Annotated in this window: 16 protein-coding genes; 13 read left to right on the top strand and 3 right to left on the bottom strand. The window is 69.6% G+C overall.

Annotated features, from left to right (window positions below; genetic code table 11):
• The first annotated feature begins 97 nt into the window (after positions 1 to 97).
• The 5 genes from nadA to KOL93_RS10300 are packed head-to-tail and all read left to right on the top strand — an operon-like array spanning position 98 to position 5,554.
• Positions 98 to 1,387 carry a quinolinate synthase NadA gene (gene nadA / locus KOL93_RS10280; protein WP_221585268.1) on the top strand — a complete coding sequence of 430 codons (1,290 nt, stop codon included), beginning with the start codon at positions 98 to 100 and terminating at the stop codon, positions 1,385 to 1,387.
• Positions 1,384 to 2,889: an L-aspartate oxidase gene (gene nadB, locus KOL93_RS10285; RefSeq protein ID WP_221585269.1), complete on the top strand. Its 1,506-nt coding sequence runs from the start codon at positions 1,384 to 1,386 to the stop codon at positions 2,887 to 2,889. Before nadA ends, nadB begins: the two co-directional genes overlap by 4 nt.
• On the top strand, positions 2,886 to 3,728 hold the full coding sequence (nadC, locus tag KOL93_RS10290; protein WP_221585270.1) for a carboxylating nicotinate-nucleotide diphosphorylase: 843 nt from the start codon (positions 2,886 to 2,888) through the stop codon (positions 3,726 to 3,728). Before nadB ends, nadC begins: the two co-directional genes overlap by 4 nt.
• 3 nt (positions 3,729 to 3,731) lie before the next feature.
• A complete protein-coding gene (locus tag KOL93_RS10295) occupies positions 3,732 to 4,862 on the top strand; it encodes a cysteine desulfurase family protein (RefSeq protein ID WP_221585271.1) in 1,131 nt (376 codons plus the stop codon).
• A complete protein-coding gene (locus KOL93_RS10300; protein ID WP_221585272.1) occupies positions 4,859 to 5,554 on the top strand; it encodes an NUDIX hydrolase in 696 nt (231 codons plus the stop codon). The genes KOL93_RS10295 and KOL93_RS10300 overlap by 4 nt, the downstream gene beginning before the upstream one ends.
• A 38-nt stretch (positions 5,555 to 5,592) precedes the next feature.
• Here the strand turns inward: KOL93_RS10300 and KOL93_RS10305 are convergent, their stop codons facing one another.
• A complete protein-coding gene (locus tag KOL93_RS10305; protein WP_221585604.1) occupies positions 5,593 to 7,467 on the bottom strand; it encodes an ABC transporter ATP-binding protein in 1,875 nt (624 codons plus the stop codon).
• Positions 7,468 to 7,735: 268 nt separating this feature from the next.
• On the opposite strand from KOL93_RS10305, the gene KOL93_RS10310 reads away from it, so the two are divergent.
• From KOL93_RS10310 to KOL93_RS10345, 8 genes are all read left to right on the top strand, one after another.
• Positions 7,736 to 9,154 carry an MDR family MFS transporter gene (locus tag KOL93_RS10310; RefSeq protein WP_221585605.1) on the top strand — a complete coding sequence of 473 codons (1,419 nt, stop codon included), beginning with the start codon at positions 7,736 to 7,738 and terminating at the stop codon, positions 9,152 to 9,154.
• 197 nt (positions 9,155 to 9,351) lie between these two features.
• Positions 9,352 to 9,984: a YesL family protein gene (locus KOL93_RS10315; RefSeq protein WP_221585273.1), complete on the top strand. Its 633-nt coding sequence runs from the start codon at positions 9,352 to 9,354 to the stop codon at positions 9,982 to 9,984.
• Positions 9,985 to 10,022: 38 nt separating this feature from the next.
• Complete coding sequence (locus KOL93_RS10320) at positions 10,023 to 11,552, top strand: extracellular solute-binding protein (RefSeq protein WP_260406449.1); 1,530 nt, start codon at positions 10,023 to 10,025, stop codon at positions 11,550 to 11,552.
• Positions 11,553 to 11,619: 67 nt separating this feature from the next.
• Entirely contained in the window at positions 11,620 to 12,600 is a 981-nt protein-coding gene (locus tag KOL93_RS10325; protein ID WP_221585275.1) for an ABC transporter permease, read from the top strand.
• A complete protein-coding gene (locus tag KOL93_RS10330) occupies positions 12,600 to 13,481 on the top strand; it encodes a carbohydrate ABC transporter permease (protein WP_221585276.1) in 882 nt (293 codons plus the stop codon). The genes KOL93_RS10325 and KOL93_RS10330 overlap by 1 nt, the downstream gene beginning before the upstream one ends.
• Positions 13,482 to 13,483: 2 nt before the next feature.
• Positions 13,484 to 14,140, top strand: a complete 657-nt coding sequence (locus KOL93_RS10335; RefSeq protein ID WP_260406452.1) for a YesU family protein — start codon at positions 13,484 to 13,486, stop codon at positions 14,138 to 14,140.
• Positions 14,137 to 16,755, top strand: a complete 2,619-nt coding sequence (locus KOL93_RS10340) for an exo-rhamnogalacturonan lyase family protein (RefSeq protein WP_221585278.1) — start codon at positions 14,137 to 14,139, stop codon at positions 16,753 to 16,755. Before KOL93_RS10335 ends, KOL93_RS10340 begins: the two co-directional genes overlap by 4 nt.
• 151 nt (positions 16,756 to 16,906) lie before the next feature.
• Positions 16,907 to 19,312: a family 43 glycosylhydrolase gene (locus KOL93_RS10345; protein WP_221585279.1), complete on the top strand. Its 2,406-nt coding sequence runs from the start codon at positions 16,907 to 16,909 to the stop codon at positions 19,310 to 19,312.
• A gap of 42 nt (positions 19,313 to 19,354) precedes the next feature.
• On the opposite strand, the gene KOL93_RS10350 is transcribed toward KOL93_RS10345, so the two are convergent.
• Positions 19,355 to 20,374, bottom strand: a complete 1,020-nt coding sequence (locus KOL93_RS10350; protein WP_308291614.1) for a pseudouridine synthase — start codon at positions 20,372 to 20,374, stop codon at positions 19,355 to 19,357.
• 37 nt (positions 20,375 to 20,411) lie between these two features.
• Positions 20,412 to 20,978: a dihydrofolate reductase family protein gene (locus KOL93_RS10355; protein WP_221585280.1), complete on the bottom strand. Its 567-nt coding sequence runs from the start codon at positions 20,976 to 20,978 to the stop codon at positions 20,412 to 20,414.
• Positions 20,979 to 21,065 lie beyond the last annotated feature (87 nt).

A 21,065-nucleotide genomic window follows, 5' to 3' on the forward strand; every position in this document is an offset into this window, starting at 1 on the left:
TCCGAAGGGAGGTCGCACTTGCCCTTATGGTCGTTCGCACCTAACCTGAGCACGACCTTCCGGTCACTCTGACCTTTCCACGACACGAGGACACCACATGGCCGCCACGCCCGTCACGATCGCCGCGCCGACCGCGTCCGTCGCCCAGGTCCTCGACCGGGCGGAGTCGTGCTCCTCCGACCTGCGCCAGGCGCCGTGGTCGTTCGATGACGCCCCTGGCTACGGTCCCGGCGCTTCGATCGACGATGTGCTCCCCACCGGATCCCCACAGCAGGGCGAGCTGCCAGCCGAATACCGCAACGCGACCGACGCCGACCTGCACGAGCGGATCCGCGCCGCGAAGGAGACCCTCGCGGACCGCGTCGTCGTGCTCGGGCACTTCTACCAGCGCGACGAGGTCGTGCGACACGCCGACTACGTGGGCGACTCGTTCCAGCTCGCGCGAGCGGCGACCGAGCACCCCGAGGCCGAGGCGATCGTATTCTGCGGCGTGCACTTCATGGCCGAGACGGCGGACCTGCTCTCGGGCGCCGATCAGAGTGTGATCCTGCCGCACCTGGCCGCGGGGTGCTCCATGGCCGACATGGCGGACATCGACCAGGTCGAGGAGTGCTGGGAGCAGCTCGAGGACGTGCTCGGACCGCTCGACCAGAAGGACGCCGACGGTCTCGTCCCGGTTGTTCCCGTCACCTACATGAACTCGTCGGCTGCGATCAAGGCATTCGTCGGCCGGAACGGCGGAATCGTCTGCACCTCGTCGAACGCACGGGTCGTGCTCGAGTGGGCGTTCGAGCGCGGGCGCCGCGTGGTGTTCTTCCCCGACCAGCACCTCGGGCGCAACACCGCGAAGGCGATGGGGGTGCCGCTCGCGCAGATGCCGATGTGGAACCCCGCTCGCGCGCTCGGCGGATCCGCTCCCGACGAGATCGTCGACAGTCGGGTGATCCTGTGGCACGGATTCTGCTCCGTGCACCGCCGGTTCACGACCGACCAGATCGCCAAGGCGCGCGCGGAGCATCCCGGCGTGCGCGTGATCGTGCACCCCGAGTGCCCCATGCCGGTCGTCGACGCAGCCGACGAGTCGGGCTCGACCGACGTCATCCGCCGGGCGATCGAGAGCGCCGAGGAGCCGACGACGTTCGCGATCGGCACCGAGATCAACCTCGTGCAGCGCCTCGCGGCCCAGCACCCGCAGCACACGATCTTCTGTCTCGACCCCGTGGTGTGCCCGTGCTCGACGATGTATCGGATCCACCCCGGATATCTCGCGTGGGTCCTCGAGCGGCTCGTCGCCGGCGAGGTCGTCAACCGCATCGCCGTGACCGCCGAGGTCGCGGATCCGGCGCGTGTCGCGCTCGACCGCATGCTCGCGGCGAAGCCCGCATGATCCGCGTCATCGTCGTCGGGAGCGGCATCGCCGGGCTCACCGCCGCCCTCCACGCGCGGGAGTCCGGCGCCGACGTGACGGTCATCACCAAGGATCGCGCCGCCTGCTCGAACACGGCCGTCGCACAGGGCGGGATCGCCGGGGTCGTCTTCCCCGACGACGCGCACGAGCTGCACGCGCGCGACACGATCCGGGCCGGCGGAGGCCTCGGAGACCCCGCCGCCGTCCACGCGCTCGTCACCGACGGCACCGCCCGCATCGCCGAACTGATCGACCGAGGCGTGCACTTCGATCGGACCGAGACGGGAGAGCTGGCGCGCGGCCTCGAAGGGGCGCACTCCGTCTCCCGCGTCCTGCACGCCGGAGGGGATGCGACGGGTGCCGAGATCCAGCGAGCCCTGCTGCAGGCGGTCCGAGCGGCCGGCGTGCCCCTGCTCGAGCAGACGATGCTCGCCGACCTCGTCGCGGACGCGCACGGCGGCGTCGTCGGCGTCGCGACGATCGGGCACGCGGGCGCACGTGCGGTCCTCCCCGCCGACGCCGTCGTGATCGCCACCGGCGGCGCCGGGCGCGTCTTCGCCCGCACGACGAACCCTCCCATCGCGACAGGCGACGGCATCGCGGCCGCGATCCGCGTCGGCGCCCGCGTCCGCGACATGGAGTTCGTGCAGTTCCATCCGACGGTTCTCGCCGCCGGCGAGCCGTTCCTCGTCTCGGAGGCGGTGCGCGGAGAGGGCGCGGTGCTGCTCGACGAGTCGGGGCACGCGTTCCTGCGACACCGGCATCCCGACGGCGATCTCGCCCCGCGCGATGTCGTGGCGAGCGAGATCGCCGACGTCGTCATGCGCCAGGACGGCCGGCCCGTCCTGCTCGACGCGACCCGCCTCGGCGCCGCCTTCCTCGCGCGGCGATTCCCCACGATCGACCGCGCCGTCCGCGATCGCGGTCTCGACTGGGCGTGCGCCCCGATCCCCGTGCACCCGGCCGCGCACTATCTCATGGGCGGCATCGCCGCAGACCTCGACGGCCGCACGAGCGTCCCCGGCCTCCTCGCCGCCGGCGAAGCCGCGTGCACCGGCGTGCACGGCGCCAACCGGCTCGCCTCGAACTCGCTCCTCGAAGGCGTCGTGTTCGGCGCGCGGGCCGGACGCGCGGCCGCGGCCTCCCCGCGTGCCTCACTGCGCAGCGTCGCGCGCGCACCGGCTCCGGACACGGCGACCATCTCATCGACGTTCTCCCGCGACCGGCTCGCGCAGCTCATGTGGACGCACGCGGGCCTCCGCCGAGACGCCGACGGACTGCGCCGCGCGACGCACCAGCTCGCCGAGTGGCGGCGCACGCTGCCCGCCCCGCACTCGCGGACGTCCGCCGAGGACGCGAATCTCGTCGCCGTCGCGAGCGCGATCGTCGAGGCCGCCGGCAGACGCCGCTCCTCGGTCGGCGCACACGTACGCGATGACGCCCGCTCCTCGCCCCGTTCCCTCGCCCTGGAGACCGTATGACCGAGCCCGCCGTCGCCCGCATCGTCCGCAACGCGCTCGCCGAGGACGCCCCCTGGGGCGACGTGACGAGCGACGCCCTCATCCCACCGGGCACGAGGGCACGCGCTCGACTCGTCGCGCGCGACGGCGGCGTGCTCAGCGGGCTCGACGCGTTCCGCGAAGCCTTCGCGCAGACGGATCCCCGCATCGACGTCCACCTGCGGGCCCAGGAGGGCGACTCCTTCTCACCCGGCGACGAGCTCGCACGCGTCGACGGGCCGGCACGCGGCGTCCTCACGGCCGAGCGCGTCGCGCTCAATCTCGTGCAGCGCATGTCCGGCATCGCCGCCCTCACGTCGCGGTACGTCGACGCCGTCTCGGGCACGCCGGCGCGCATCGCCGACACGCGCAAGACGACGCCCGGGCTGAGGGTGCTCGAACGGCAGGCTGTGCGGGCGGGCGGCGGGCGCAATCACCGATTCTCCCTGTCGGATGCCGTCATGGCGAAGGACAACCACCTCGCCGTCCTGGCCGGGCGCGACCTCACGGCCGCGCTCCGCACCGCGTTCCGCCCTCTTCCCCACACGATGCACGTCGAGGTCGAGGTCGACCGCCTCGACCAGATCGAGCCCGTGCTCGCCGCGGGCGTCGACACGATCATGCTCGACAACTTCTCACTCGACGACCTCGAGGCGGGCGTCCGGCAGATCGCGGGACGCGCCACGGTCGAGGCGTCGGGCGGCGTCTCCCTCGACATGGTCGCCGCGATCGCCCGCACCGGCGTCGACGTCATCTCGGTCGGCGCGCTCACGCATCAGGCCCAGTCGATCGACCTGGGGCTCGACATCGAGGTGGGGTAGACGGTGTACCTCGACAACGCGGCGACCACCTCGGTCCGGCGCGAGGTCCTCGACGCCATGGCGCCGTTCCTCACGACCGAGTTCGGCAATCCCTCGAGCGCGCACGAGCTCGGGCGCGCCGCGCGAGATGCGCTCGAACGCGCACGCGGATCCGTCGCGGCGCGCCTCGGCATGCGTCGCGGCGACGTCGTGTTCACGTCGGGCGGCACGGAGGCGAACAACCTCGCGGTCAAGGGCATCGCCCTCGCGGCGCTCGCCGATCGCGGCGCGAAGCACCTCGTCACGACGCCGATCGAGCACTCGTCGGTCCTCGCGTCCGTGCGCTTCCTCGAGCGCGTGCACGGCTTCTCCGTGAGCCTGCTCCCGGTCGACGCCCACGGGTCCGTGCGCCCCGAGGACCTCTCCCGCGCGCTGCGCGACGACACGGCTCTCGCGTCGGTGCAGCTCGCGAACAACGAGATCGGCACCGTGCAGGACACCAGGGCGCTCGCCGACGTGTGCCGCGCGCGACGCGTGCCGCTCCACGTCGACGCCGTGCAGGCGGCAGGCTGGCTGCCTCTCGACGATCTCGGAGCCGACGCCGTCTCGATCTCGGGTCACAAGATCGGCGCGCCGACGGGCATGGGGGCGCTCGCGGTGCGCGGGCGGATCCCTCTCGAGCCCCTGCTCCACGGCGGCGGTCAGGAGCGCGGGCGACGCTCCGGTACCGAGTCGGTCGCGGGTGCGGTCGCCGTCGCGACGGCTCTCGCTCTCGCGGAGCGCGCGCGAGAGGCGGACGTCGCCCGCGTGTCCCGGCTCCGCGACGCGTTCGTCGCCGACGTCCTGCGCCTCGTGCCCGGTGCGCGCGTGACGGGGCACCCCCGCTCGCGCCTCCCCCACATCGCGAGCTTCGTCGTCCCCGGGGTGAACGGCGAGGCCCTCCTCGTCGAGCTGGAGCGCGCCGGCGTCGTCGCCTCGAGCGGATCCGCGTGCGCGGCCGGTCGCACCGATCCGTCGCACGTGCTCCTCGCCACGCACGAAGACGCCGACACCGCCCGCACGGCGCTCCGCTTCTCGCTCGCACACGACCACGACGCGGATCTCGCGGGCGTCGCGAGCGTTCTCGCCGAGGCGGTCGATAGGGTCGGTATGTGACTCCCGCCGCCGACGATCCCATCCGCGTCGCCGTCTCGACCGCGATCTTCTCGCTCCGCGCACGCGAGAGCGGCGACGTCCTGATGATCCCCCTGGTGCGCCGCATCCGCGATCCCCACCTCGGACAGTGGGCGCTGCCCGGCGGCTGGCTCGACGCCGCGGAAGGCCTCGAGGCCTCCGCAGGCCGCACCCTCGCGGAGACGACCGGACTCGCGCCGAGCTGGCTCGAGCAGCTGTACGCCTTCGGCGCGGTCGACCGCACGCCCTCGTCGCGCGTCGTGTCGATCGTCTACTGGGCCCTGCTGCGCACCGATCTCGTCGAGCAGCAGCTGCGGGCTGCCGAGACGCCGCGCAACGTGCAATGGTTCGACGTCGACGATCTGCCCGAGCTGGCGTTCGACCACAACCGCATCGTCGACTACGCCGTGTGGCGGCTGCGCAACAAGGTCTCCTACAGCCGCATCGCGGCGGCCCTGCTGCCCGATGAGTTCACCCTCGCCGAGCTCCGCGCGGTCTACGAGACCGTGCTCGGACGCCGCCTCGACCCGTCGAACTTCCGCCGGCTGCTCGAGGGATCCGAGGCGCTCGTTCCCACCGATGGCGTGCGCACGGGCTCACACCGCCCCGCGCGCCTCTACCGGTACGACCGCGACGCCGACGTCGCGACGCACGGACCGCTCGCGGGCGGCTGATCACACGGCCGCGGGTCGCGCCCTGCGACCACGGACGCTCACTCCTCGATCGTGCGCGTGGCGGCCAGCTGCTCCGCGGCGAGCGCGGCGTAGAGACCGCCGCGGGCGATGAGCTCGTCGTGAGAGCCGGACTCGGCGATGCGCCCCTCGTCGAGCACGTGGATGACGTCGGCGTCGATCACGGTCGACAGACGGTGCGCGATCGTCACCGTCGTGCGACCACGCTGCGCCTCGTCGATCGCCTCCTGTACGACGCGCTCGCTCACGGTGTCGAGCGCGCTCGTCGCCTCGTCGAGGAGCAGAATCGGCGGATCCTTCAGCAGGACGCGAGCGATCGCGATCCGCTGCTTCTCACCGCCGGACAGACGGTACCCGCGCTCGCCGGCGATCGTGTCGTAGCCCCTGTCGAAGCTCACGATCTTGTCGTGGATGTTCGCCTGGCGGCAGGCGCGCTCGATCTGCTCGTCGGTCGCGTCGGGCTTCGCGTACCGCAGGTTCTCGCGGATCGAGGCGTGGAAGAGATACGTCTCCTGACTGACGAGCCCGACGTGATCGATGATCGACTCCGCCGTGAGGTCGCGCACGTCGGCCCCGGCGAACAGCACCGCTCCGCCCGACGCCTCGTACATGCGCGGAGTCAGGTAGAGCACGGTGGTCTTTCCGGCGCCCGACGGGCCGACGAACGCGATCTGCTGGCCGGGCTCCGCCGTGAAGGAGACCCGATCGAGCGTCGGGTGGGAGTCCGGCGTCTGATCGGGGTATCGGAAGGTGACGTCGCGGAACTCGATGCGCCCCATCGGGCCCGGAGCCTCGTCCGCCGAGATCGCTCCCTCCCTGTCGGAGATCGCCGGCTTCAGGTCGAGGTACTCGAAGATGCGGGCGAAGAGCGCCGCCGACGTCTGCACTTCGAGCGCGACGCGCATGAGACTCGTGAGCGGCATGAGAAGCCGCGCCTGCACCGTCGTGAAGGCGACGATCGCGCCGGCCGTGATGTCGCCGACATCGCCCACGATGAGGACGCCGGCCGCGAGGTAGATGAGCGCGGGGACCGACGACATGAGCACGTGCACGACGGCGAAGAAGCCCTGCCCGCTCATGGTCTGCCGCACCTGAAGGGCGATCTGATTCGCATTCTCGTCGGCGTAGCGCCCCGACTCGGTGCGCTGCCGGTTGAACGCCTTCGACAGCAGGATCCCCGACACGCTCAGGGTCTCCTGCGTGATCGCGGTCAGCTCGGATAGCGACTGCTGGGTCTGCGACGCGATCCGCGCGCGCACCTGCCCGACGCGGCGCTGCACGAAGATCAGCGGCGGCATGATCGCGAGCGCGATGAGGGTGAGCCGCCAGTCGATGAGCGCCATCGCCACGACGGAGGCGATGACCGTCACGGTGTTGCCGAGAATCGACGTGACGGTGCTCGTGAGGACCCCGGAGACACCGCCGACATCGTTCTGCAGGCGCGACTGGATCACGCCGGTCTTCGTGCGGGTGAAGAACCCGAGCTCCATCGACTGCAGGTGCTCGAACATCCGGATCCGGAGGTCGCCCGTGACCCGGTTGCCGACGCTCGCGGTGAGCCAGGTCTGCAGGATCCCGACGAGCGCGCTGCCGACGTACAGCCCGATCATGAGCGCGACGAGCCAGGAGAGGAGCGACAGCTGCACGCCCCCCGATGCCGGAAACAGCGCGTCGTCGAAGACTCTCTGGATGATGAGGGGCGGGATCACTCCGAGCGCGGCTCCGAGCATGACGAGGACGGCGGTCACGCCGATCCGCGCGCGGTACGGCCGGAACAGGGCCACAACGCGGCGACCGAGGTTCTCGACGCGGGGCGCCTGGGCGTTCTGCTCGCGCTGGGCTCGCTCGTCGATCGGACGCATGCCGCGACCACCTCCGCCCGTTCCACGCCCCATGCTCATCCGACGAGCTTATTCGTGCATGGACCTCCGGGCTCCCAGGTCCGAGATGACGGCATTCCTGTGACTCGCAGGTGAATTCCTCCCCCATCGGGGAATAGGCGCCGCACTCCGGCAGTTAGGCTGAAACGTCTGCCTGCACGGGACGAACTGGGTGTCCCGGTCCTGGCGGATCCGCCTCTTTCTGCACGGAGTGCTCTTGACGACTGATACCGGAAGCGTGCGCCAGACCGCACCTCACAACGACACGATCGACCCCGCGGGCATGCGGGTGATCTGGCTGATGCTGGTGGCGGCCTTCGTCGCCATCCTCAACGAGACGACGATGGCGATCGCCATCCCCGAACTCAACGCCGTCCTGGGCATCCCTCCCGAGCAGGGGCAGTGGCTCACGAGCGCCTTCATGCTCACGATGGCCGTCGTCATCCCGACGACGGGGTACCTGCTGCTGCGCTTCACGACCAGGCAGGTGTTCCTCGCGGCGATGATCTCGTTCGCGATCGGCACGGCGATCTGCCTCGTCGCGCCGGGCTTCCTCACCCTCCTCGTCGGCCGCATCGTGCAGGCCGCGGGCACGGGAATCATGATGCCGCTGCTCATGACGACGATCATGAACGTCGTGCCGGCGCACTCGCGCGGCCGCATGATGGGCCGTGTCGGCCTCGTCATGTCGCTCGCCCCGGCGATCGGCCCGACGATGTCGGGCATCGTGCTCGACAGCCTCGGCTGGCGCTGGCTCTTCGGCATCGTCCTGCCCATCGCACTGGTCGCGCTGGCCCTCGGCGCGAAGTGGATGACGAACCTCGGCGAGACGACGCGCGCTCCCATCGACGTGCTGTCGATCATCCTGTCCGCCCTGGCGTTCGGCGGCATCGTATTCGGCCTCAGCCAGTTCGGCGGCGCGCACGGCGGCGAGGCATCGTCGTCTGGCGCGGGTGCGACGCCGTGGGTCGCGATCGTCGGCGGCGCCATCTTCCTGGCACTGTTCGTCTGGCGTCAGATCGCGCTGCAGCGCAAGGACGACGCTCTCCTCGACCTGCGAGTGTTCCGCTCGCGCAACTTCACGCTCTCGGTCATCATCATGGCTGTCGTCGCGCTGTCGATGTTCGGAACGTTCTCGCTGCTCCCGCAGTATCTGCAGAACGTCGCGCAGCTCTCCGCTACGGCATCGGGGCTCGTGCTGCTTCCCGGATCGATCCTCATGGGCCTGCTCGGCCCCGTGATGGGACGCATCTACGATGCCCGTGGCCCGCGCACGCTGCTGATCCCCGGCTCGATCATGATCGCCACGGCGATGTTCGTCTACTCGACGACCGGGGTCGATACGCCGGTCGCGTTCCTCGTCGTGACGCAGATCGTGATGTCGCTCGGGCTCGCGAGCTCCTTCACCCCGCTGTTCTCCGCGTCGCTCGGATCCCTCGATCGTCATCTCTACTCGCATGGTTCTGCGGCCCTCAACACGCTGCAGCAGGTGGCGGGAGCCGCCGGAACGGCGTTGCTGATCTCGGTGTACTCCTCGTATCTGCACGCAGGTGAGGCCGCGGGGCTCTCGACTCCCGAGGCGGGCGCCCCGGGCGCGCAGTCGGCGTTCCTCATCGCCGGGTTCATCGCGCTCGTGCCCGTCGCGCTGTCCTTCTTCATCAAGAAGCCGGAGGAATCCGCAGCCGCGCCCACCGGGCACTGACACCACGGCTCATCGAGGGGCGTGACGGTCTTCGGACTGTCACGCCCCTTCGCGTGCGCGTCGCCGAACGTCACCCTCTGGTGACGCGCTCGCGGCTTATGATACGTTTCACCGGAAAACGCTTGCCGGATAACCGACGAGGGTGATCACGAGGCGAAGGAGCCCCGGGATCTCCGGCACGGAACGATGGAGATCCCATGGGCGATGGCTCCCACACGGGGTGGGCTCTGCGCGCGCAGGCCGCGTGCGACTGGGTGCTCTGGGTGCTCACGATGAATGCTCTGTGGTGGCTGTTCACGCTCGGGGGTGCCGTCGTGTTCGGGGCCGCCCCGGCGACGGTCGCCGCTGCCGCGCTCACCCGGCGTCAGCTGCGGGGAGAGAAGATCCATGCGCTGCGCGACTTCGCGCGGATCTGGCGTGCGGAGCTTCTGACCGCGAACGCCGTCCTGCTTCCCCTGTACGTCGCCGGGGCGCTGCTCGGCGCCGCCCTCGTGAGCTCGTTCGCCGCGGGCACCATCTCCTCGCCTCTGGGCGCTCTCCAGATCGCCGCGGCGATCGTCGTCATCGCGATCGCGCACGTCGTCGCGCCGATGTACGCGCACTACGATCTCCCGCTCGGGCAGTACGTGACGACGGCGATGCGCTGGGCAGGCGGCAACCTCGCCCACATCCTCGTCCTGCTGGCCGGAGCGGCGCTCGTCGTCGGCGCAACCCTCGCCCTCCCCGGCCTCCTCCCGTTCCTCACCGTCGGCGCCCTCATCGTGATCGACACCGCACTCGGCATCGCCTTCTTCCGCGCGAACGACCGGGTGCTCGCCGAGCAGACCTGACCCTCCACCCCACACCGCACATGAACAAGGGAGTTCGCATGAAGAGACTGACTCGATTCGGCGCCGTCGCCGGAATCACCGCGGGGGCCGTCGCGCTCGCCGGCTGCGGCGGAAGCGCCGGATCCGCGTCGGCCGATGGGCCGCTCGAGACCCTCACGATCCAGGCGCCGTTCCTCTCCACGAACGCCCCGGCCGAGGACAACGAGATCGAGACGGCTCTCGAAGACGAGATCGGCGTCGACATCGACATCAGCTGGGTGCCGAACTCGTCCTACGAGGACCGCACGAACATCACGCTCGCAGGCGACGACGTCCCCCACGTGATGGTGATCCAGGGCAAGACGCCCGGCTTCGTCCGGAACGCGGAGGCCGGCGCCTTCTGGGATCTCACCGACCACCTTGACGAGTACGAGAACCTCGCGACCACGTTCCCGGAGGTGCAGGAGGCATCGAGCGTCAACGGCACCGTGTACGGCATCTTCCGCCAGCGGGATCTGATGCGGGCGACGGCGATCGTGCGGAAGGACTGGCTCGACAACCTCGGACTCGATGTGCCGACGTCGGTGGACGATCTCGCCGAGGTGGCCCGAGCCTTCACCGACGACGACCCCGACGGCAACGGCGAGGACGACACGTACGGCCTCATCATCCCCCAGTGGCCCGGAGCCATCGGCTCGAACAGCCCCTACGACGTGATCGAGACCTGGTTCGGGGCGGGGAACCGCTGGACCGAGCGCGACGGCGAGCTGGTGCCGAGCTTCACGACGCCGGAATGGCTCGAGGCCGTCGAGTACGAGAAGCAGCTCGTCGACGACGGCGTCGTCAACGCCGACTTCGCGACCTTCGACTCCGCGAAGTGGAACGAGCCGTTCCTCAACGGAGAGGGCGGCATCATCGTCGACGTGCACTCGCGTGCCGGCCAGCTCATCGGCCTCCTCAAGCAGCAGGATCCGGATTCCTTCGATCAGTACGTCGAGATCACGGGGAACCTCACCGGTCCCGACGGCGAACTGCACGCGCACCCGACCGACGGCTACAGCGGCTTCCTCGCGATCCCCCGCGACAAGGTGCGCACGGAGGATCAGCTGCACCAGGTGCTCGCGGTGCTGAACGACATGAACACCCCCGAAGCAGGGAAGATCCTCAACAACGGCATCGAGGGACTCACCTACGAGCTCGAGGGCGACCTCGCCGCCGTCATCGAGGACGCGCCGACGGAGATCACGGACGCCGTGGGGGCCTACGCCCAGCTCGGCACCAACGTCACCGGCTTCCAGGGCTACCGGCCCGCGCAGCCGACGGAGTACGAGCAGGAGATGTACGACAAGCGCCTCGAGGTCGAGGCCGCCGACACCGAGAGCGCCGTGTTCAACCCCGCTGCGCCGTACGTCTCGCCGACGTACGTCTCGAAGGGGGCGCAGCTCGACGTCATCGTGTCGGATGCGCGTCTGAAGTACATCGCGGGGCAGCTCTCGCAGGACCAGCTGCTGGCGGAGGTCGATCGCTGGCGCGCCGAGGGCGGCGACCTGGTCATCGAGGAGATCAACGACCTCGCCGGCGGCGAGTGATCCGATCCCGCTGATCCGGGGTGGGCGGTCGCACCGCCCGCCCCGGCCTCATCGACAGGACTCCCCTATGGCGACCATCCTCCAAGTCCCGGCGCCGCAGACCGATCACACCGAAGCACTCACCGTACCGAGGAGCCGACGCGCGAGCGGGTTCCGCGTGCACGTGTCGCGCTTCAAGTGGCTCTACCTGCTTCTGCTGCCCGGGCTCATCTATTTCGCGGTCTTCCGATACGCACCGATGTTCGGCGCCGTCATCGCGTTCAAGGACTTCGTGCCGTTCCTCGGGATCTGGGACAGCCCGTGGGTCGGCGGCGCGCACTTCGTCGACTTCTTCCAGAGCCCCGACTTCCCCCGGCTCCTCGCGAACACGCTGATCCTCGCGCTGCTCAACCTGACGATCGCCTTCCCGTTGACGATCGTCATCGCGCTGCTCCTCAACGAGCTCCGACTCAACCTGCTGAAGCGCACCGTCCAGACGCTGATCTACGTTCCGCACTTCCTGTCGTGGACGGTCGTCGCGTCGCTGACGTACCTGCTCTTCGCGCTCGACACCGGCCCGCTGTTCCACTTCATCAACGGGATCCTCGGGACCGACATCGATTTCCTCGCGAGCGCCGACTGGTTCCGCCCGATCATCGTCCTCCAGGAGATCTGGAAGAACACGGGCTGGGGAACGATCATCTTCCTCGCCGCTCTCGCCTCCGTCGACCAGGAGCAGTACGAGGCGGCCATCATCGACGGAGCGGGGCGCTTCCGCCGCGTCTGGCACATCACCCTGCCGTCGATCCGGCCGACCATCGTCGTCATGCTCATCCTCCAGATGGGTCAGATCCTCAACACCGGATTCGAGCAGATCTATCTCATGACGAACTCGCTCAACCGCGAGGTCGCGGATGTGTTCGACACCTTCGTCTACTTCATGGGCATCACCCAGGGCTCGTACTCGTACAGCACGGCCGTCGGTCTGTTCAAGGCGGTGATCGGTGTCGTCCTCATCTTCGGCGCCAACTGGCTGTCCCGCCGCTTCAACCAGGAGGGGATCTTCTGATGGCCCGCGAGAGGTACCGCTTCAACACCAAGCCGGGCAAGGTCTTCGACGTCGTGAACGTCGTCCTCCTGATCGCCGTCGGTGTGATCGCGCTCGTCCCGTTCCTCTACGTGCTGGCAGGGTCCTTCGCCACGGAGGCCGAGATCGCGACGCGCCCGTTCTTCATCTGGCCGGAGACGTGGAGCCTGCGTGCCTACGAGTCGATTCTCACGAGCCCCGCCTTCCTTCGCGCTCTCGTCACGACGATCGCGGTCACGGCGGTCGGCACGGCCGTGCAGCTGCTCCTGACGGCGTCGATGGCCTACCCGCTGTCGAAGAAGAACCTGCCCGGGCGTCGCCTGATCATGTCGCTCGTCGTCTTCACGATGGTGTTCTCAGGGGGAATGATCCCCACGTTCCTCGTCGTGAAGGATCTGGGCCTGCTCAACAGCTACTGGGCGCTCATCCTGCCGATGGCGATCAATCCGTTCAGCCTCATCATCATCAAGAACTTCTTCCAGCAGCTCCCGAACGAGCTGGAGGAGTCCGCGATGATCGACGGCGCGAACGAGATGCGCACGCTCTGGAGTGTCATCCTCCCGCTGTCGAAGCCCGTGCTCGCCACGTTCGCGCTCTTCTACGCCGTCGGCATCTGGAACGACTTCATGTCGCCCCTGCTGTACCTCACCGACAATTCCATGTGGACGCTGCAGATGTTCCTGCGCCAGGTGACCGCGGCCACCGACCTGTCGGTGCTCGAGAACAACCCGGGCGAGCTGCCGCCCGCCGAAGGCATCAAGTTCGCCGTGATCATCGTGGCGACCCTGCCGATCCTGCTGTTCTATCCGTTCCTGCAGAAGCACTTCGCCAAGGGGATGCTGATCGGATCCGTGAAGGGATGACAATGACGACCGAGACCCTCGTGTATCGCAACCCGCTCCTCAGCGCCGCCGACGTGGCGGACTGGATCGCCGAAGGCCCCGTCCAGGCGGCAGACGCCGAAGGAGCCGTCGAGCTGCGCTCCGCCGGCGGGCCTGACGACCACTTCACGTTCTGGTGCCCGGAGGAGTTCGGCGATCGCATCCGCGTGTCGTGGGACTTCTCCCCGACCTCGGAGCCCGGCCTCGCGATGCTGTTCTTCGGCGCCTCCTCCGTCGCCGGCGGCGGCATCTTCGAAGACGGTCTCGCACCGCGAGACGGCGCATACCCGCAGTACCACTCCGGCGACATCCGCACGCTGCACGTGTCGTACTTCCGCCGCAGATGGGAAGACGAGCGCGCGTTCCATACGTGCAATCTGCGGAAGTCCCCGGGCTTCCATCTCGTCGCCCAGGGCGCGGATCCGCTTCCTCCCGTGGTCGACGCGCGCGGAACGTTCTACCGGATCGACCTCGTGAAGGACGGTGCCGACGTGCGCTTCGCGATCGACGGCCTGCCCCTGTTCGCCTGGACGGACGACGAGACCACCGGCCCGCGTGCGACGAGCGGCCGGATCGGATTCCGCCAGATGGCGCCCCTCGTCGCTCGCTACCGCAACCTGGAGGTGCACGCCCTCTCATGACCGAGACCTTCTCTCACTCCCTGCGCTGGCTCGCCGACACCCCGCCGAGTGCGCCCTTCGAGGGCTGCACGTGGGGCGTCCCCCTTCCCCGCGGCGCGGTCGGATCGGTGTCGCAGCTGCGGATGCGGGACGACGATCGCGACGTGCCCGCGCAGTTCTGGCCGCTCGCGACCTGGCCGGATGGATCCGTCAAGTGGTCGGGCGTCGCGATCGGCGCCGGCGCCGCCCCGCAACGCCCGTGCCTGGCCGTGGGCGAGCGCGATGCGCCCGTCGCCGCCGCGGTCATCGTCGACGACGAACCCGACCGCGTGATGGTCGACAACGGCGAGCTGCGCATCACGTTCGACCGCACGGGTGACACGGTCTTCCGTGAGATCGCGCGCGGATCGGTCGCCGTCGCCGAAGACGGCCATCTCGTGAGCCTGGTCGCCGGGCCCGCCGAGGATGATCAGCCCGCACCCCGGACGCGCTGTCGCTCGCACACGATCTCCACGTCGGTCGAGCAGTCAGGTCCGGTGCGCGTGGTCGTGCGCGTCGACGGCGTCCACCGCGCGGAGGACGGATCGCGAGAATGGCTCCCCTTCACCGTGCGCTTCGTCGTCCTGGCGGGAGCCGAGAGCGTGCGCATCGTGCACACGTTCATCTGGGATGGCGACGCCGACCGCGACTTCCTCGCCGGACTCGGCCTCACGGCTCGTGTCCCGCTGCGCGCCGCGTCACATGATCGGCACGTGCGCTTCGCCGGCGCCGACGGTGGGGTGTTCGCCGAGGCCGTGCGCGGCATCACCGGCCTGCGCCGGGACCCCGGCGGCGACGTGCGCGAGAGACAGGTCGCCGGGCTCTCGACACCGCCCGTCGACACGTGGGCGCCGCAGGTCGCGGATCGGATCGGCCTCGTTCCCGAGTGGAGCGACTTCTCGCTGGCGCAGCCGAACGCTGATGGGTACGCCCTGCGCAAGCGCACGCGGGCGGGACACGCTTGGATCGATGCGGCCGCCGGCACGCGCGCCGGCGGCGTCGTGTCCCTCAGCGATCCGGAGGGCGGTCTCGGCATCGGCGTGCGCGCGTTCTGGCAGTCGCACCCGGGTCGTCTCGACATCCGCGACGCGGCGGGAAGAGCCCCGACCGTGACCGCGTGGCTGCATGCCCCGGACCAGCCGCCGATGGACATGCGGTTCTATCACGACGGGCTCGGCCAGGACGGCTACGCCGATCAGCTCGAGGCACTCGAGATCACCTACGAGGACTACGAACCGGGGTTCGGGGACGCGCACGGCATCGCCCGCACCCATGAGCTCACCCTGTTCGCGTGGGACCGCACGCCATCCGCGGAGCGCTTCGCCGCGCACGTGGAGCACCTGCAGGATCCCCCGTTGCTCCAGCCGACGCCGGAGGCCCTCCGCGACGCGGGCGTGTTCGGCGACTTCTCTCCGGTCGACCGCTCGACTCCGCTGAGGCGCGAGATCGAGGACAGCGTCGACCTGCTGCTCGATTTCTACCTCGAGCAGCCGGAGCAGCGTCGCTGGTACGGCTTCTGGGACTACGGCGACGTCATGCACGCCTACGACGCGGATCGGCACACGTGGCGCTACGACGTCGGCGGCTACGCATGGGACAACTCGGAGCTCTCCCCCGACCTCTGGCTCTGGTACTCCTATCTCCGCACGGGCCGATCCGATGTGTTCCGGATGGCGGAGGCGATGACGCGCCACACCGGCGAAGTCGACGTCTACCATCTCGGCCGCTTCCGCGGTCTCGGCTCCCGCCACAACGTGCAGCACTGGGGATGCTCGGCGAAGCAGCTGCGCATCAGCAGCCCGATCTACCGACGGTTCCTGTACTACCTCACGGCCGACGAGCGCACGGGCGACCTGCTCGCGGAGCTCACCGACAGCGATGAGACCTTCCTCGCGCTCGACCCAACCCGAAAGGTGCGCGCAGATGCGGCGACGTACCGCCCCGAGCGATCCGCGCTGGCCGTCGGGCTCGGCACGGACTGGGGGGCTCTCGCGGCCACCTGGCTCACGGCGTGGGAGCGCACGGGCGACGAACGCAGCCGCGATCGTCTGCTCGGCACGATGGCCGATATCGGCTCGCTCCCGCAGGGATTCCTGACGGGCGAGGCGCGGTACGACCTCGACACGGGACGGTTCGAGACCGCACGCGACCGCATCTCCGTGTCGCATCTCAGCGCGGTGTTCGGGCTGGTCGAGATCTGCAGCGAGCTCATCGATCTCGTGGACATGCCGGCGTTCCGCGATGCGTGGCTGCGCTACTGCCGGCTCTACCTCGCCTCGCCCGACGAGCAGGAGCGCGAGCTGGGGGCGCCGATCGCGGGGGTCCACCTCGAGCAGGCGCACAGCCGTCTCGCCGCGTACGCCGCCGCGCAGACCGGAGACGAGGCGCTGACGGATCTCGCCTGGCGTGCGTTCGATGGCATCGGCGAGTGGCTCGTGCATCGACGCGAGCTGCAGGTGCGCCGCATCCTCCCTCCCGCCGTGCCCGCGCCCGTCGACGAGCTGCCGAGCGTCTCCACCAACGACGCCGCGCAGTACGGGCTCGCTGCGATCCAGGTCCTCGCGCTCATCGGCGACCGCCTGCCCGACCGAGCCTGAGCGTCATCGTCGCCGCACGCGCGTGCGGCGACGATGACGCCATCGGATACAACGTTGTAGAACTCTCTACAACGTTGTAACCTGGCGCCGCATCGATGACGATGCGTGGAGCATGTCCCAGTTGTTCACCGCCGAACATTGAGGAGCCGGCATGACGAGCCGCCCGATCCGTCCCCCCGCACTGCTCGCGCTCGCCCTGACGGGCGTCCTCGCGCTGACCGGTGCGCCTGCCGCGGCAGCGCCCGCCGTGTCAGCGCCCGCTGCGAAGCCCGCCGCGCCCGATCCCGCGCCGCCCGAATGGAGCGACGTCGAAGTGCACGATCCGTCCCTCGTATCCGTGGGAGACGAGCACTATCTCTTCGGTTCGCATCTCGCCGCCGCGAAGACCGAGGACTTCGTCTCGTTCGAGCAGGTGGCGAACCACGTCACGCCCGAGAACCCGCTCTTCGACGACGTCCGGACAGAGCTCGCGGAGACCTTCAAATGGGCGGAAACCGAGACGCTCTGGGCGCCCGACGTGATCCAGCTCGAGCACGACGGTCGCTATTACATGTACTACGACGCGTGCCGAGGAGACTCACCCCGCAGCGCGCTCGGCGTCGCGGTCGCCGACGACGTCGACGGCCCGTACACCGACCTCGGCATCATCCTGAAGTCGGGCCACCGCGACGGCGAGGGCCCCAGCGAGGACGGCACGCCCTACGACGCGCTCGTGCACCCGAACGCGGTCGACCCCGATGTGTTCTACGACGCCGACGGACGTCTCTGGATGGTGTACGGCTCGTTCTCCGGCGGCATGTTCATCCTCGAGCTCGACCCGACGACGGGCCTTCCGTTCCCCGACCAGGGCTACGGCACCCACCTGACGGGCGGCAATCACAGCCGCATCGAGGGGCCGAGCATGATGTACGACCCCGAGACGGAGCACTATTACCTGTTCACCTCGTTCGGCGGCCTCGACGCCGACGCCGGGTACAACATGCGCGTGATGCGCTCGACGAACCCCGACGGCCCCTTCGTCGACGCGGAGGGGAACGACATGCGCGAGGTCCGCTCCGATCCCGACCTTCCCGTCTTCGACGACGTCACGATCGAGCCGTTCGGCGTGAAGCTCATGGGCAACTATCTGTTCCCCCGCGAGGTGGGCGCACCCGGCGAGGGCATCGGCGCGGGAAAGGTCTCGCCCGGCCACAACACGACCTACACGGACCCCGAGACGGGCGAGCAGCTGCTCATCTTCCACAGTCGCTTCCCCGACAGGGGTGAGTTCCACCAGGTGCGCGTACACGAGATGACGATGAACGCCGACGGCTGGCCCATCGTCTCCCCGCACCGCTACGCCGGCGGACACGAGAAGTCGCGCTTCTTCCGCAGCGACATCCCCGGGGACTACCAGGTCATCGTCCACGACAAGACGATCTCTCCGGATATCCGCACGGCGGAGACCGTCACGCTCAGTCGCAACGGCCGCATCTCAGGAGCGCACGACGGGCGCTGGCGCGCAGGCTCCGGCGACCGCCTCACCCTGACGATCGACGGCTCCACCTACCGAGGCGTGATCTCCCGCGAGTGGGACCCCACATCGGAGCGGTGGGTCGATGCGTTCTCCGCCGTGTCCGAGGCCGGCGTCGCGGTCTGGGGCACCCCGCTGCCGGCGATGACGGACGCCGAGGTCGTCGACGCGGTCCTCTCGGACCTGGAGGTGCCCGGCTCCGCCATCGCCGACCTCGACCTGCCGACGACCGGCACGCACGGATCCGAGATCTCATGGACCTCGTCGGCCCCCGAGGTCGTCGACGCGGACGGCTCCGTCACGCGCGACGTCGAGAACGACGCGTCCGCCACGCTCACTGCGACGATCACGAAGGGCGACGCCCGCCGCCAGGCGAGCTTCACGGTCGCGGTGCCCGCCCAGCCGGCACCCGGCCTCGTCGCCCGCTATCGCTTCGACGGCGATCTCGCGGCCGACGACGACCGCGCGGAGGCGGGACGACCGACCGGTGACCGCATCGGCGCGCTGGGAGGCGAGGTCGCCTTCGACACGGGTGTGCACGGATCCGCCGTCGCGCTCGACGGAACGTCAGGGGTCCGGCTGCCGGATGGTCTCATCGACGGGACGAGCTACTCCGTCGCATTGTGGCTCCGCCCCGACGCACTCACCCCGTTCTCCACGACGTTCTTCGGCGCGCGCAACGACACCAACTGGGTGAGTCTCGTGCCGGAGATCGGATTCGGCGAGGGCCACACGATGCTGTGGGCCGGGTCGACCGCGCCGTACGACGGCGATGCGGGCGCCACGATCCCGGCAGACGAGTGGACGCACGTCGCGTTCACCGTCGACGACGACGACGTCACCCTGCTCCTCGACGGCGAGGTCGCCCATTCGGGAGCCGGCTTCCCCGACGTGTTCACGACTGCCGACAGCGTCTTCGCGCTCGGCGTCAACTGGTGGGACGCTCCCTACGAGGGCGCCATCGACGACCTGCAGGTGTATCGGGGCACCCTGACACCCGCGCAGGTCGCCGAGATCGCCGACGGCGAGGTCGCCGACCTCTGACGCCCCGCTCCTGAGCCCGCCCATGCAACCGCGCGGGCGGGCTCAGCTCGCCGCAGGGTCCAGGCTCATGCGCGTCATGAACGCACGGGTCTCCCCCGTGAACGGATCCTCGAACTCGAGGTGCTCGGCCAGGAGCTGGAGCGCGTGCGAGAAGTCGTAGGGATCCGGATCCACGTCGACCGGATAGACCGGGTCGCCCAGCAGCGGCATGCCGAGCCCGTTCATGTGCACGCGCAGCTGGTGTGTCTTGCCCGTATGCGGCACGAGGGCGAACTCCCCCGCACCGCGGCCGTCGTGGCGAAACGTGCGAACGAGGCGCACGCCGGTGTGGCTGTTGGGCTCTCCGGGGACCTCCCGCACGGCGCGCTCGCCGTCGACCTTGAGAAGACGCGAGCGGACGTCGCGCTCCTCGCCCGACTCGAGACCGAGCGGCAGCGGATCGCCGTCTCGCCACCCCTCCGGCAGCCACGCGAGCGCCCGGTACGACTTGCGGATCCCGCGCGTCTGGAACAGCACCTGGTACGCCCCCCGCGTCTCGGGGCGTCGCGAGACCGCGAGCAGGCCGCCCGTGACGCGGTCGAGACGGTGCATCGCGACGATGTCGTCCTCGCCGCGCTCGACGCGCAGTCGGGTCACGACGCACTCGCGCACGAACACGCCGTTCGGCGTCGAGGCCAGGAAGTGCGGCTTGTCGACGATCAGCAGATCGTCGTCTTCGTGAACGATGCCGATCTCGAACGGCACGCGATCCTCGGGCGGTGCGGGCTTGTGGAAGAAGTAGAACCCTCCGGGGATCACCTCGTCGTCGAGCGCCACGCGCCCGCCGTGCTGGTCCGTCAGCTCCCCGCCCTCCGTGAAGAACGCGGGCGTCAGCTCCTCGGCTCCGAGGGCCTGCTCGCGCCCGAGCGTCGTCGGGATGATGACGTCGTCGAGCCACGCGCGGATCGACGTGGGAACGGGGAGGTCGCGACCGGCGTGGGTCTGAGTGCCGCCGGGAGCGCGCAGGCGCGCGGCCGTGACCCCCTCACGGGGAGGAAGGATACGTTTTCCGAAGCGCGCCACGAGTACGGGAGTCTACGCGGCGTCACCGGATTCCACCTCAGCGGTCGGAGCCGGACGGAACCGCGTATCTGAGCAGCACCCCGCCCGTGTCGATCGCGCGAGCGTCGAGGAGGTCGAGCGCACGCGGCTCCGGAGTCGGCTTGAACAGCGGCGTCCCCTCACCGAGCAGCACAGGCGCGACGCCGACGAGCAGCTCGTCGACGAGCCCTGCCTGCAGGAGCGCGTCGGTCAGCTCGGCGCTGCCGAAGACGTAGATGGCGCCGTCGACGGACTGCTTGCGACTCGTGAGTTCGCCGATGATGTCGGAGCACACCTCGGTGTTGTTCCAACTCGCCGACTCGAGCGTATGCGAAGCGACGAGCTTCGGCACGGCGTTCATGTACACCGCGATGTCGGACTCATCATCGGTGCTCGCCCAGTGCGCGGCCATCCCCTCATACGTGACGCGACCGAAGACGACGAGCCCCAGTTCCTCACCGAACCCCAGGCTCAGCTGACGAAGGTCTTCGCCCCAGATGTGCTCATGGAGACGGAGATCCCATTTCTCGGCTCCTTCGAAGAACCCGTCGAGCGAGATGATGTTCCAGACGATCAGCCTGCCCACGCCCCGACCTCCCGATGACTCGGCACCCCTGTGGGTGCGACCCTAGTTGTTGCGGGGCAGGACGTTCGTGACGGTCGCAAAGGACGT

Source organism: Microbacterium salitolerans (genome assembly GCF_019720895.1).
GTDB lineage: Bacteria > Actinomycetota > Actinomycetes > Actinomycetales > Microbacteriaceae > Microbacterium.

What these genes read in the sequence shown, in the direction of transcription:
- KOL93_RS10315 (WP_221585273.1), top strand. Translation starts at nt 9,352, where the DNA reads ATGGGCGATGGCTCCCACACGGGGTGGGCTCTGCGCGCGCAGGCCGCG.
- nadC (WP_221585270.1), top strand. Translation starts at nt 2,886, where the DNA reads ATGACCGAGCCCGCCGTCGCCCGCATCGTCCGCAACGCGCTCGCCGAG.
- KOL93_RS10325 (WP_221585275.1), top strand. Translation starts at nt 11,620, where the DNA reads ATGGCGACCATCCTCCAAGTCCCGGCGCCGCAGACCGATCACACCGAA.
- KOL93_RS10340 (WP_221585278.1), top strand. Translation starts at nt 14,137, where the DNA reads ATGACCGAGACCTTCTCTCACTCCCTGCGCTGGCTCGCCGACACCCCG.
- KOL93_RS10305 (WP_221585604.1), bottom strand. Translation starts at nt 7,467, where the DNA reads ATGGGGCGTGGAACGGGCGGAGGTGGTCGCGGCATGCGTCCGATCGAC.
- nadA (WP_221585268.1), top strand. Translation starts at nt 98, where the DNA reads ATGGCCGCCACGCCCGTCACGATCGCCGCGCCGACCGCGTCCGTCGCC.
- KOL93_RS10310 (WP_221585605.1), top strand. Translation starts at nt 7,736, where the DNA reads ATGCGGGTGATCTGGCTGATGCTGGTGGCGGCCTTCGTCGCCATCCTC.
- nadB (WP_221585269.1), top strand. Translation starts at nt 1,384, where the DNA reads ATGATCCGCGTCATCGTCGTCGGGAGCGGCATCGCCGGGCTCACCGCC.
- KOL93_RS10345 (WP_221585279.1), top strand. Translation starts at nt 16,907, where the DNA reads ATGACGAGCCGCCCGATCCGTCCCCCCGCACTGCTCGCGCTCGCCCTG.
- KOL93_RS10335 (WP_260406452.1), top strand. Translation starts at nt 13,484, where the DNA reads ATGACGACCGAGACCCTCGTGTATCGCAACCCGCTCCTCAGCGCCGCC.
- KOL93_RS10330 (WP_221585276.1), top strand. Translation starts at nt 12,600, where the DNA reads ATGGCCCGCGAGAGGTACCGCTTCAACACCAAGCCGGGCAAGGTCTTC.
- KOL93_RS10320 (WP_260406449.1), top strand. Translation starts at nt 10,023, where the DNA reads ATGAAGAGACTGACTCGATTCGGCGCCGTCGCCGGAATCACCGCGGGG.